The 12,559-nt window shown below is 64.5% G+C and carries 10 protein-coding genes; all 10 read right to left on the bottom strand.

The window, feature by feature from the left end:
* The 10 genes from trbL to ACZ1JV_RS16260 all read right to left on the bottom strand — a co-directional run bounded on the left by trbL (position 1) and on the right by ACZ1JV_RS16260 (position 12,536).
* A complete protein-coding gene (trbL, locus tag ACZ1JV_RS16305; protein ID WP_465152379.1) occupies positions 1-1,302 on the bottom strand; it encodes a P-type conjugative transfer protein TrbL in 1,302 nt (433 codons plus the stop codon).
* 168 nt (positions 1,303-1,470) lie between these two features.
* Positions 1,471-2,241 (bottom strand): P-type conjugative transfer protein TrbJ, encoded by a 771-nt coding sequence (trbJ, locus tag ACZ1JV_RS16300; RefSeq protein ID WP_465152378.1) that lies wholly within the window; start codon positions 2,239-2,241, stop codon positions 1,471-1,473.
* A gap of 51 nt (positions 2,242-2,292) precedes the next feature.
* On the bottom strand, positions 2,293-4,722 hold the full coding sequence (gene trbE, locus ACZ1JV_RS16295; RefSeq protein ID WP_465152377.1) for a conjugal transfer protein TrbE: 2,430 nt from the start codon (positions 4,720-4,722) through the stop codon (positions 2,293-2,295).
* Positions 4,716-4,988: a VirB3 family type IV secretion system protein gene (locus ACZ1JV_RS16290; protein WP_465152376.1), complete on the bottom strand. Its 273-nt coding sequence runs from the start codon at positions 4,986-4,988 to the stop codon at positions 4,716-4,718. The genes trbE and ACZ1JV_RS16290 overlap by 7 nt, the downstream gene beginning before the upstream one ends.
* Positions 4,985-5,338: a TrbC/VirB2 family type IV secretion system protein gene (locus ACZ1JV_RS16285; protein WP_465152375.1), complete on the bottom strand. Its 354-nt coding sequence runs from the start codon at positions 5,336-5,338 to the stop codon at positions 4,985-4,987. The genes ACZ1JV_RS16290 and ACZ1JV_RS16285 overlap by 4 nt, the downstream gene beginning before the upstream one ends.
* A 4-nt stretch (positions 5,339-5,342) precedes the next feature.
* A complete protein-coding gene (trbB, locus tag ACZ1JV_RS16280) occupies positions 5,343-6,308 on the bottom strand; it encodes a P-type conjugative transfer ATPase TrbB (protein WP_465152590.1) in 966 nt (321 codons plus the stop codon).
* 32 nt (positions 6,309-6,340) lie between these two features.
* Positions 6,341-6,739: a CopG family transcriptional regulator gene (locus ACZ1JV_RS16275; RefSeq protein WP_465152374.1), complete on the bottom strand. Its 399-nt coding sequence runs from the start codon at positions 6,737-6,739 to the stop codon at positions 6,341-6,343.
* 2 nt (positions 6,740-6,741) lie between these two features.
* A complete protein-coding gene (locus ACZ1JV_RS16270) occupies positions 6,742-8,784 on the bottom strand; it encodes a conjugal transfer protein TraG (RefSeq protein ID WP_465152373.1) in 2,043 nt (680 codons plus the stop codon).
* A gap of 526 nt (positions 8,785-9,310) precedes the next feature.
* Entirely contained in the window at positions 9,311-11,734 is a 2,424-nt protein-coding gene (locus ACZ1JV_RS16265; RefSeq protein WP_465152372.1) for a TonB-dependent receptor plug domain-containing protein, read from the bottom strand.
* Between the two features lie 76 nt (positions 11,735-11,810).
* Entirely contained in the window at positions 11,811-12,536 is a 726-nt protein-coding gene (locus tag ACZ1JV_RS16260) for a glutathione binding-like protein (protein WP_465152371.1), read from the bottom strand.
* Positions 12,537-12,559 lie beyond the last annotated feature (23 nt).

The raw sequence follows: 12,559 nt of genomic DNA, 5'->3' as shown, positions 1-12,559 counted from the left end.
TCAGTCATTCCTTTCGCTGATGTCGGGAGTGGTGGCGCCGCCGCCGCGATCGCCCTGCTGGACAGCGTGGATGGCGACGTCGCGGCGATGACGAGCCGTCTGCTCGGCGCGCATGGCCTTGGCCCAGGCAGGCACCCCTTCTCCCCCTTCGGCGGACGCGTCCGGCGCGGAAGATGAAGGCGGCGAGGTATCGGATTGTGAGGAGGGTGCGGCTCCGCCGGAAGTAGCTGGCGAGGCGGAGCGCCCAGACGCTGAAGGACCGGCATGATCGCCGGCCGAGGCCGATGTCGCCGAATGGCGTACCGTCGAGCCTGCATGAGCCCCGCCGCCATGGCTGGCCGAACTTGCGGCGGCCGCACTGCTGCCCATTGAAGTTCCGGCACGAATACCGCCCAGCGCCGTGCCCGCAAGACGCGCGCCGGCCATCGCCCCTCCTCCTGCCAACATGGCGATGCCGCCCGCACCAAGCGCCGTGCCTGCAGCCGCCCCTGCCCCCAGTTGCGGTGCGCCCGAAGCAAGACCACTGGCGACCGATGGCGCGAAGATGCCGAGGCCGAACAGCGCCAGGCTTGCCAGCACCAGGCTCATGGCCTGGCCGATGTCTGGTTCCTGCCCCTGCAGCGCCTGGGTGAACTGATCGAAGAAGTTCGAGCCGATCCCAACGATCACGGCCAGTACCATGACTTTGATGCCCGAACTCACGACATGCCCCAGCACGCGCTCGGCCAGGAAACTGGTCCGGTTCCATAGCGCAAAGGGAACGAGAATGAAGCCGGCGAGCCCCACCAGCTTGAACTCGATGATGCAGACGAACATCTGCACGGCGAGGACGAAGAAGGCGAGGATGACCAGCAGCCAGGCGATCAATAGCACGGCGATCGTCAGGAAATTCTTGAAGAAACTGGTGAAGCCGAGGAGCTTCGAGGCCTGCTCAAGGAGCGGCCATGCTGCCGTGAATCCGGTGCCAGCCAGACGCCCGGGACGAAGCAGATCGTCTGCGGTGAGCGATCCACCACCGGCAGTGATCCCGGCCTGCGCAAAGGAATGGAAGATGATGTCGGCGAGCGTCGAGAAACTGTTGATGATGAAGGCGAAGGCGCCGACGTAGAGCACCTTGCGGATGAACTTGGCGAGCACATTGTCCTCGCCCCCAAGCGACCAGAACAAGCCGGCCAGCGTCACATCGATCGCGATCAGCGTGGCGGTGAGGAACCGCACATCACCGCCCAGCAGGCCAAAGCCGCTATCGATATAGCGGATGAAGGCAGTCATGAACTGATCGATGATGTTGAGGTCGTCCACGTGCGATCGTCCTGTCTGGGTGAGCGGGCCAGGCGCGCGATATCGCGCTCAGCGCAGCGCTGAGTGGTGGGTGCCCGCGGGCCACGGCCGGGGATGGAGCACGTGCCCCGCGGGCGCGGCGGCAGGAGAGGCGATCCGCCGCCGCTGTCGAGAAAGGAAAGCGGCGGCCTAGTTCGGTGTGTAGGCCGTGCCGGTGCCCAGGAATTTCCTGGTCGCTGCGTCGGCTTCGCTCTCGGACTGGGCGTTGTTGGCGTCGCTCACGGCCTGCGCACGAAACTGGGCGGCCAGCATTTGCTGGATCTGGAATTGCTGCTTGGCGGTCAGCGCGAGAAGCTGGTTGGTGACCTGCAATGCCTGCAAGGTGCCCTCGGCGGCCTGGCTGCGCTGCACCAGCGCATTCATCGTCGTTGCATCGGCCTCGACGTTCTCGGCGATCTGCGCCTGCATCGTCACCGTCTGGCGATAGGCTGCGACCTGCGTATCGAGCCGCGAGCGCGCAGCCGTCACAGAATCGTCAAGTTTCAGCGACTGGCTGAAGGCGTCGGGGTAGAGCTTGCTAAACTGCTGATCGACACTGGCGACCTTGAACTGGATGTTCTGGGCTTGGCCCATCAGCGTATCGATCTTCTGGAGCGTCTGGGTTAGGGTCTGAAGCTCGGGAAAGCTCACGGTCGAGAGGTTCTTCGCCTGATTGACTAGACTTTGCGCCTCGTTCTGCAGCGACTTGATCTGGTTGTTGACCTGCTGCAGTGCGCGCGCCGCGGTTAGCACGTTCTGCGCGTAGTTGGTCGGATCATACACGACCAGCGCATGGGCTGGCGGACTGGCGATCATGGCATCAAAGACGATGCCGCCGGCGGCCACCAAAGCGAGCATTCCGATGCCAGCACCCAGCTTCCGGGGCTGCTTTGGAGCATGTGGGCGAGACGAGATTTTCATCACCATTCTCCTTCACGTTCGTGTCACGAGAGTTCATTTCGCCCTGTCAGGTCAGTTCTCCGGACCGGGGTAGGTGCCGATCAGATCGGCCGCCCATGCGGCATGCGTTCCGGCAAGAAAGTGGGCGAAGAACTCGTCCTGGCCATGTTCGGCGAGCACGGCATCGATCCGCGCCTGTGTCATGGGATCAGAGCTGCCGCACAGCGCCAGCGCCACATCGCCCAGCCCGAGCTCGAACAACCGGTTCCCGCGGGCCGATTGCAGGTAGTAGTGGCGCTTGGGCGTCGAGCGGGCGATGAGCTCGATCTGCCGCTCACTGAGCCCAAAGCGCTCGTAGATCTCGCGGCTCTGCGGTTCGACCGCCCGGTCATTCGGTAGCAGAATGCGCTGCGGGCAGCTTTCGATCAGCGCCGGCGCGATCGGCGAACCGGCGATATCGGCGAGGCTTTGCGTGGCGAACAGCACCGAGACATTGCGTTTGCGCAGGACCTTCAGCCACTCGCGAATGCGCGCAGCGAACAGCGGATGGTCGAGGAAAATCCAGGCCTCGTCGAGCACCAGCAAGGTCGGGCGCCCGTCGAAGCGCTCCTCGAGCCGGTGGAACAGATAAGTCAGCACGGGACCGACAACGGAGCCGTGCCCCATCAGCGCCTCGGTCTCGAAGCATTGGAGGTCGGCGAGGTGCAGCGAACTCTCCGAAGCATCGAGCAGGCCGCCGTATGGCCCATCGATGGTGTAGGGCCCAAGCGCCGTGCGTAGCGCCTTCGATTGCAACAGTAGTGTGAGACCCGTGATCGTGCGCTCCGCTGGCGGTGCGCTCGCAAGGCTACCAAGCGCCAGCCAGACCTGATCCTTCACCTCCGGCGTGACGGTCACGTTCTCCTGAGCAAGGATCGCGCCGATCCATTCGGCCGCCCAGGCGCGCTGCGCAGGATCATCAATGTCACGCAGTGGCTGGAAGGCCAGCGAGCCGGCCTCGCCGCCAAGGCCAAGCGCGTGGTGCACGCCGCCGCTAGCCAGCACCGCCGCGCGCGCGGACAACCCCTTGTCGAAGATGTAGACTTGCGCACCGGGATAACGACGGAACTGCATGATCATCAATGCCAGCAGTACCGACTTGCCGGCGCCGGTCGGCCCGGCAACGAACATGTGCCCGACATCGCCGACATGCGTCGACAGCCGGAACGGTGTCGAGCCTGAGGTTTTGGCATGAAGCAGGACCGAGCCACCCAGATGATCGTTGCGTGCCGGTCCGGCCCAGACGGCCGAGAGCGGCATCAGGTGAGCCAGGTTCAGGGTATGGACCAGCGGCTGACGCACATTGGCGTAGACGTGTCCCGGTATTGACGAGAGCCAGGCTTCGACCGCGTTGACCCGCTCGCGGATCGTGGTGAAGCCGAGCCCGCCCAGCACGCGTTCGACCTGCCGCATCTTGGCGTCGACCGCGCTGCGTGTCGTGTCGCTGACGGTGATCGTCGTCGTCAGGTAGCCGAAGGCAACATGATCGCCGCCCAAGGCCTGAAGCGCTAGATCGGCATCGGCCACCTTGTTGTCGGCATCGCTGTCGAGAAGCTGCGCCGGCGTGTTGTACATCACCTCGCGCAGCATGGCGGTCAGCGATTTGCGTTTGTTGAACCACTGCCGGCGCAGGCTGGTCAGGACCTTGGTCGCCTCGGACTTGTCGAGCGCGATGAAGCGCGTGACCCAGCGGTAGGCGAAATCCTGGTGGTTGAGCGCATCGAGAATGCCGGGGCGGCTCAGGTTAGGAAATCCGAGCACCGAGATCGTGCGAATGTGGCGGTCGCCCAGCATCGGCTCGAGACCGCCCACGAGCGGCGTGTCGACGAGCAGGCCATCGAGATACATCGGCGTCTCGGGGACACGGACGGGATGGCGACGATCCGAGATCGTCGTGTGCAGATAGGTAAGCAGTTCCCTGCTATCGAGAACCCGGATCTCGGGCATGAAACCGTCGAAGAGATCAAGGGCGCGGTCGGTCTCGGCGATGAAGCCGTCAAGCGAAGCGCGCCAGTCGCGCCCCTTCTCGCCGTCAGCGCGCTCGACCAGTTTGCGGCCGGCGGCATCCTCGCTGTCAGCGGGCGGCAGCCAGGTCAGCGTGAGGTAGTACGCACTCTCGTAATGCTTGCGCTCCGCAAGAAATGCGGCGCGGCGCTCGCGGTCGACGAGCCAGCTTGCTGCATCCGGGAAGGCATCGTCGGGATAGCTGGAGGCTTCGCGCCGCTCGGCCTCGAAGAACAGCGCCCAGCCCGAGCCGAACCGGCGCAGGACATTGTTGGCGCGCGCCGCGATCGAAACCAGTTCGGCCTCGGTCGCCGATTCCAGATCGGGCCCGCGGAATTCGAGGACGCGCAGGAAGCTGCCGTCCTTGTTGAGGACGACGCCGGGCGCGACCAGTGCGGCCCAGGGCAGATGGTCGGCAAGGCGTCCAGCCTTGCTGCGATATTCGGCGAGGTTCAGCACGCGAGATATCCTTTCTGGCGCAAGTGGCGCAGCAACACGGGCGCAAAGTCGGGATCGCGCCGCGCGGCGAGCACGGCGAGGCTGTGCCCCGCTGCCCAGATGAAGAGGCCGGCCAACCACTGCTGGAGCCCGAGGCCAACGGCCATGGCGAGCGTGCCGTTGAGGATCGCGATCCCGCGCGGCGCGCCGCCAACGAGGATCGGAGCGCCAAGGCTCACATGGATCGGGACCTCGAAGCCCTCGATGTGCTGGCCGGCCGCATTCATGCGATCAGCGCTCCGCCGCCGAAGCTGAAGAACGAGAGGAAGAAGCTCGATGCGGCAAAGGCGATCGAGAGGCCGAAGACGATCTGGATCAGCCGGCGAAAGCCGCCCGACGTCTCACCGAAGGCCAGGGTCAGGCCGGTCACGATGATGATGATGACCGCGACGATCTTGGCGACCGGGCCCTGTACGGATTCGAGGATCTGTTCGAGCGGTTCCTCCCAGGGCATGCCGGAACCAGCAGCCCAGGTCTGCGCAGTAACGGTGAGCGACGCTGCCATCGCAGCGGCAGCGAGCACGGCGGCCCGTGGATCGGGGCGCATGCCGAAGCGCTGAAGTCGTGACGTCTTCATGGGGTCATTCTCCTTGCTTGGTGGAAGGGAAGCGGACGGACGGGAAGCAGAGCTCGTGCAGGCGGTATTCGCCGCGGACGGGATCGAAGCCTTCCAGGCTGGCGATGGCCGAAATCCGGCGAGCCAGGCCGCGCCCGGAAATGACGACAATGAGGTCGATGGCCTCGGCGATGAGATGGCGCGGCACCGTGACAACGGCTTCCTGCACCAACCCCTCAAGCCGATGCAGTGCCGCCGATGCGCCGTTGGCATGGATTGTCGCGATCCCGCCGGGGTGACCTGTGTTCCAGGCCTTGAGCATGTCGAGCGCTTCGGGCCCGCGCACTTCACCGACGATGATACGATCGGGCCGCAGCCGCAGGGTCGAACGGACGAGGTCAGCGATGGTGGCGACGCCCTGCCGGGTGCGCAGGGCAACCGTATCGGGCGCTGGGCTTTGCAGTTCGCGGGTGTCCTCGATCAGTACCACGCGCTCGTCGAGCGCGGCCATCTCGGCGAGCAGCGCATTGGCGAGCGTGGTCTTGCCGGAGCTGGTGCCGCCGACGACGAGAATGCTGCGGTGATCGAGGACGGCGGCGCGCAGCATTTCCGCGGCTTCCATCGGCATGATGCCGTCCGCGATATAATCTGCGAGCGTGTGGATGCGTGCCGCCGGCTTGCGGATGGAAAAGCACGGCGCCAGCGACACTGGCGGCAGCACGCCTTCAAAGCGCTCGCCGGCGCCTTCACCGTGCGGCGGCAACTCGGCGGAAACGATCGGACTGTCGGCGTGGACTTCGGCGCGGGCATGGCTGGCGACAAGGCGGATGATACGTTCGACCTGTTCGGGCGCGATGCGCACATCGGTGTCCACCCTGCCCTCGCCAAGGACATCAACCCGGAGCGCGCCGTCTGGATTGACCATGATCTCGATGACGCGCGGATCGCCGAGCGCCGCCTCAATCGCCGGACCCATGGCCGTGCGCAGCATGGCGCGCCGGCGCGCGGCAGTCTCGGCGCCATTCACAGCTTGTCTCCGGGCGCCAGCGTCCGCGCGGCCGTTGCGACCTGCCGCGCCACTTGCGAAAGAAACGCTTCAAAGCGGAGGTTGCCCGCCGAGCGCCCGACCTCATCGTTCTCCGCAAGCGGCGGGCTCACCATCAGAACATAGCGGATGAAAAGCGCGAGGGTCTCGAGCTCGATGTTGCTCTCCCGCACCAAGCGGTCGAGCTTTTGCGTCATGGCATCAAGCCGGCGACCGAACAGGCCGTCGAGTTCGGAGTAGGCGCCCCGATCGAGCCACGTGGTAAAAGCCGTTGCCAGGAGGTCGGACTTGCTAACGCCTTCGCCTGCGGCGAGGTTGGCAAGGCGCTCACTAACCGGCTTCGTCAGGAACACCTGGTGACGGATCTTTCGCGTCATGATCAAAGCCCCAGCTGGAGTTGGTCGGCGCGTTCGCCGGCATTAAGGGCATAGGTCGCACGCACTAGGCGCTGCTGGGCGAGGCGATCCATCGTGCGCTTTTCAGCCACGAGATCGTCGACATCATCGGGAAGTCCCAAGGCATCTGCCGGAACTGGTTCTTCAGCTGGGATGGATGGTCCTTCCGCCTCGGGCTGGCGTGCTTGGTCGAGGCCGTCCTCGTCCTCGTCTCCTGTCGCGACCATCGCCGCCAGACGGTCGTCTGTGGCCCGGATCTGATCTGACCAGTCGTTGGCTGACGACGCCGGGACGTCCCGATATCCGTCCTTGGCTGGCTGCGGCGGCGGAAGAACACATCCGGAAAAGGTCGGATCGCTGTAGTAGCGCAGTTTTGAAGCGCGGATGGGGCGCGTGCCGGACACCAGCACGAGTTCTTCGCTGGGTTCAAGCTGCATGACTTCGCCAGGCGTGAGCAGCGCGCGGGCCGTCTCCTGCCGGCTCACCATGACATGGGCGAGCCAAGGCGCGAGCCGGTGACCGGCATAGTTGCGCATGGCCCGCTGCTCGGTGGCAGTCCCGAGAGCATCGGAAATCCGCTTTGCCGTGCGCTCGTCATTGGTCGCGAATGCCACACGAACATGACAGTTATCGAGGATCGAATTGAATTCGCCGTAAGCCTTTTCGATCTGGTTGAGACTCTGGGCAATCAGGAAAGCGCGAACACCGTACCCGGCAAGGAACGCGAGGCTGGTTTCGAAGAAGTCGAGTCGTCCAAGGGCTGGAAACTCGTCGAGCATCATCAGGATTTGGTGACGCGAAGGCTTGCTCCGCTTCCCTGCCGTAGTCGTGCGGCTCGGCAGTTCCTCCGTCAGCCGGCGACCGATCTGGTTAAGGATGAGACGGATGAGCGGCTTGGTGCGGCTGATGTCCGAGGGCGGCACCACCAAGTAAAGCGACAGCGGATGCTTGCCGGAAACAAGGTCGGCAATGCGCCAGTCGGATACCGAAGTGACAGCCGAAACGGTCGGGTCACGGTAGAGCCCCAGGAACGACATGGCGGTCGAAAGTACGCCGGACCGCTCGTTCACTGACTTGTTGAGCACTTCGCGAGCTGCGGATGCCACGACCGGATGAACTTGCGGGGATTCCTGCGTGCCGAGATGGTTCGTCGACATCATCGCATGGAGCGTGTTCGCAAAGCTGCGCGCCGGATCGGACAGGAAGGTCGCTACGCGCGCGAGCGTCTTCTCCTTTTCAGCGTAGAGAACATGAAGGATTGCGCCGACCAGCAGCGAATGGCTGGTCTTTTCCCAGTGGCTGCGGCGTTCGAGAGCTCCTTCAGGGTCGACGAGGATGTCGGCGATGTTCTGGACATCGCGCACTTCGTGAATGCCGCGTCGCACTTCGAGCAGCGGGTTGTACCGGGTCGAACGTGGATCGGTCGGATTGAACAGGAGGCAATGTGAGAAGCGCGATCGCCACCCGGCCGTCAGCTGCCAGTTCTCCCCCTTGATGTCATGAATGATGGCAGAGCCGGGCCATGCAAAAAGGGTCGGGACCACGAGTCCCACGCCCTTGCCCGACCGCGTCGGCGCGAACGCCATGACATGTTCTGGTCCGTCATGCCGGAGATATTGCCCATCGACACTTCCGAGGAACACGCCGCGCGGCGCGAGCAACCCTGCCTTGCGGATATCCCGTGCGGTCGCCCAGCGCGCCGAGCCATACGTCGTGACGTGCTGGCTTTGCCGCGCTCGCCATACCGAACCGACAATGGCAACGCCGCAGCCGGCAAGACCGCTGGTAGCGGCAATGGCGCCCGCTTTATCGAAGACGATCGGTGCGTAGGCGTCGAAGTGATACCACCAGACGAAGATGGACCAGGGGCGGTAGACGGGAATGTTCCCAATCCAGAACCAGGCTGCGCCCAGTTCCGACTGATAGGCCAGCTGTGCCGCCGCCCACTGCGTCGAAATCCAAACGCCCGCGACTACTATCGCAAGCACAAGCAGGATCTGGTCGATAAGGAGACGGGTCGGGGTCATCGAACTCTCCGGCGCGCCGAAGGAAAACCCCTCGAAGCCCTGAGAGAGTCGCGAATTTAACAGGCCCGCAACAGGTACCGATAGTGCCCCTTAGCGTACACATAGGGTACACATACTGCCCCCTACTCCCGCAATGCACATTACTGGTCGGCGAGAAGCCACCAACCTGTCATCCGAGTCGATCTCGGCAAAGTCCGGACAGACCGAAGTGCGCCGCAGCTGAACAACTCCACCATTCGATTGGACTGTCGGTTCCCGCCCCCAAAGCTGACACTCGACGCCACATCCAGCCATCCTGAAAGCTGCCCTCCGTCAACCGAAGTGTGAGCGAACGTGAACGACCTGCATCGGCCGCGAAGAGACTGGCGGTTTACAGGAAAAGGTTCGACCGCCGACACCTCCGGATTGCACTCAGGAGCGGCAATATCTCCGCCCGAAAGCCGGCGACTTGGCAGTGTCTTGGCGGCCGGAGACTGTCTTCCTGTGGCGAGCGGCAGAGGCCTCCGCCGCTCGCAGGCCGGGACGATTACCAGTTCAGCCCGGCGCGCACGTAGAGATAGCGGCCGTTGAACCCGAAGGGCGAATAGTACGGGAAGCCGACAACACCGGTAGTGTTGAGCGCGGCGGGGACTTCGCGCGGATAGACGTCGAACAGGTTGCTTGCGCCGATCGCCAATTGCGCGCCCTTGGCGGGCTGATAGCGCAGTTCGAGGTCGGTGATCGTGTGCGATCCGGTCCGGTAATCGGCCGAAGCGGTAGTGCCCGGCTGCAGGACGTCGCCGTAATAGGTCGCGCGCAGCGTTGCGCCGAGAGCGCCGTGCGACCAGTCGACAGTGCCCGTGACCTTCTCGCCCGGCGTGCCTTCCTCGATGGTGAGGATGCGGCTGCGGGCGAAGAGCGTGGGCGCGGGGTCCAGCACCGATGTGGAGGTCGGCACCTTGGTCACCTTCACGTCGTTGACGTTGCCGGCCAGTGTCAGGTCGAAGGTGTGCTCGCCCGCGTGCAGGCGGTAATGCGCCACGGCATCGATGCCCTTCGCGGTCGAGGCGAGGCCGTTGATGAAGAAGCGCGCGGCAGAAACGTTGAAGGGCGCCAGCAACGCGGCGACTTGCGGACTGAAGCTGGCCTGGATGTTTTCCGACAGGCCCAGCTGATCGCGGATGTGGATGCGGTAGCCGTCGACCGTAAGGTCGAAGCCGCCGCTGCGTACGACGAAGCCGGCCGAAAGGTTGGTGGACTTTTCGGGTTGCAGCTTCTGCCCGCCCAGCGCCACGGCCACGTCGCTGGTGGACGGATAGGTGCCCGTCAGGATCGGCACGCCGTTCTGGACCACCGAGGAGACCGAGGTGAAGTATTGCTGCTGAAGCGAGGGCGCGCGGAACCCGGTAGAGGCCGTCCCGCGGATCGCGAAGGCCGGGCTGAAATCGTAGCGGAGCGACAGCTTGCCGGTGCCGGTCGATCCGAAGTCCGAATAGTGCTCACCGCGCCCGGCAAGGCCGACCAGCAGCTTGTCGGTCACTTGCGCTTCCAGATCGAGGTAGATGCTCTGGTTGCCGCGATGACGGTCCACTTCGTTGAGCGGAGAGAAGCCAAGGAACCCTTGCGCGCCGGGCGCCGCGCCCGCGACCGGGTTGGCGGCATAGTTGTAGGAGGCCGGCTCGCCCGCCTTGATCTCGAACCCTTCGCGCCGCGCTTCCGCACCGAACGCCACGTTGACCGACTGGAACACGTCGAACTTGCGCGAGACATCCACGCCGCCGACGAGTTGATCGTAGATCAGCGCGCCGTCGTAGAAATCGGTCTGGGACGAATTGCCGTAGCTGTAGTTGGCGGAGTCCAGCGTGCGGAAGTCGATCCGGTTGCGCCCGTAGCTGACGTTGACGTCGACGTTCCAGCCGCCCAGATCGCCCTTCAGCCCCAGCGCCGAATTGAGGTCTTTCGAGCGGGTGTTGATGAGCGGCAGGAAGCCGTTCGGATAGATTACCGAAACGGCCGTGGCCGCACTGGCAAGGCGGGGGAAGGCCGCGCTTTCGCTTTCGCGGTGCTGATAGCCCAGCCAGCCGTAAAGCTGCCAGTTGTCGCCGACCGAGGTGCCGGCATTGGCCCAGAGGCTGTACTGTTCGACCTCGGGATCGCCGAACCGTCCCGTCACGCGCGTGGGGGTGACGCGCGGGTCGTAGTCGGCGCGGTTGGTGGGGTTGCGGTTCAGGTATTCGCCCGAAAGCGTGAGATAGCCGTCCTCGCCAAAGCCGATGCCCTGCCAGACGGATGCGGTGATCGACCGTTCGCCGGTGACGCTGCGGCTGCCGCGCGCGGTGTCGATATCGGTATCGTAGATGCCGTAGGTCACGCTGGCGCCGCCGCCCGACCGGGCTTGCCTCAGGCGCAAGTTGATGACCCCGGCAATGGCGTCCGAACCGTACTGGGCGGAGGCGCCGTCACGCAGGACTTCGATCGTTTCCAGCGCGGCGGTCGGGATGGTGTTGAGGTCTACCGCAGCCGAACCGCGCCCAACCGATCCATTGGTGTTGAGCAGGGCCGCCGTATGGCCGCGCACGCCATTGATCAGCACCAGCGTGGCATCGGGCGAAAGGCCGCGCAAGGTGGCCGGGCGGATGGCATCCGTGCCGTCCACGGCCGAGGGGCGTGGAAAATCGATGGACGGGGCGATTGCGGCCAGCGCCGCGCCCAGTTCGGTGGTGCCCTGCCGGCGCAGGCTGTTGCTGCTCAGGACATCGACGGGTGAGGCGGTGTCGAGGCGCGAGCGGCCTTCCGCGCGCGTGCCGGTGACGACGATTTCGGATTGCGGCGCTTGCGCGCTTTCATTGGTGGATCCGGCGGCTGGTCCGACGGTTGGTGCTTCATCGTGGGCCTGGGCCCAAGCCGGGGCCTGGATGGCGACGAGCGCAGTGCTCGCCGCCAGAATGCTGGCGGTACGTCTCAAGTTCATGCTCCCTGTGAGAGATTGTTATCGTCGCGCTGCCCTCAGCATGGCGACTTTGGGTGTTTCCCTGTGTGGGGGATTCCTAGGGGGATGCGGGGTCAGCGGGCGTCACGCTGTCTGCCGTCTGGCCGAACAGAAGCCGCCGGGCCTCTTCTCTGAGCGGGGTTCCGGAATCGGGATTTACCTCGGCCACCAGATCGTAGGCGCGCTGCGTTGCGGGGCGGAGTGTGATTGCTTCGAACCAGCGCTGCAGGTTCGGAAAATCGTCCAGCGATTGGCCAAGGCGCTGCCACGGTACGATCCACGGATAACTGGCCATGTCCGCGATCGAATAGTCGTCGCCGGCCAGGAACGGGCGATCCGCCAGCCCCTTGTCGAGCACGCCGAACAGGCGGTTCGTTTCGCGCGTGTAGCGTTCGATCGCGTAGGGAATCTGCTCCGGCGCGGCATAACGGAAATGGTTGTTCTGCCCCGCCATCGGGCCAAGACCGCCCATCTGCCAGAAAGTCCACTGCACCGCCTCGCTGCGCTCCCGCGGGTCGGCGGAAAGGAATTTTCCGGTCTTTTCGGCAAGGTATTGCAGAATCGCGCCGGATTCGAAAACGGCCAGCGGCGGGCCGCCATCGACGGGATCTTCATCGACGATCGCCGGGATGCGGTTGTTCGGCGCGATCGCCAGGAAATAGGGCAGGAACTGCTCACCCTTGCCGATATTCACCGGGGTAATGCGATAGGGCAGCCCGGTCTCTTCCAGAAAGATCGTGATCTTGTGGCCGTTCGGCGTGGTCCAGTAATAGAGATCGATCATGGTCCCGATCCTTTCGCAGCAGA

This window comes from Novosphingobium sp. BL-S-19 (assembly GCF_055521675.1).
Note: the sequence above shows the minus strand (reverse complement) of the source record. Positions and strands in the feature narration are given on the sequence as shown.

Bases quoted from the DNA above. Each gene is read 5' to 3' on its own strand.
- trbJ (WP_465152378.1), bottom strand. From the start codon at position 2,241: ATGAAAATCTCGTCTCGCCCACATGCTCCAAAGCAGCCCCGGAAGCTG.
- ACZ1JV_RS16290 (WP_465152376.1), bottom strand. From the start codon at position 4,988: ATGAATGCGGCCGGCCAGCACATCGAGGGCTTCGAGGTCCCGATCCAT.
- ACZ1JV_RS16285 (WP_465152375.1), bottom strand. From the start codon at position 5,338: ATGAAGACGTCACGACTTCAGCGCTTCGGCATGCGCCCCGATCCACGG.
- trbB (WP_465152590.1), bottom strand. From the start codon at position 6,308: ATGCTGCGCACGGCCATGGGTCCGGCGATTGAGGCGGCGCTCGGCGAT.
- ACZ1JV_RS16275 (WP_465152374.1), bottom strand. From the start codon at position 6,739: ATGACGCGAAAGATCCGTCACCAGGTGTTCCTGACGAAGCCGGTTAGT.
- ACZ1JV_RS16270 (WP_465152373.1), bottom strand. From the start codon at position 8,784: ATGACCCCGACCCGTCTCCTTATCGACCAGATCCTGCTTGTGCTTGCG.
- ACZ1JV_RS16265 (WP_465152372.1), bottom strand. From the start codon at position 11,734: ATGAACTTGAGACGTACCGCCAGCATTCTGGCGGCGAGCACTGCGCTC.
- ACZ1JV_RS16260 (WP_465152371.1), bottom strand. From the start codon at position 12,536: ATGATCGATCTCTATTACTGGACCACGCCGAACGGCCACAAGATCACG.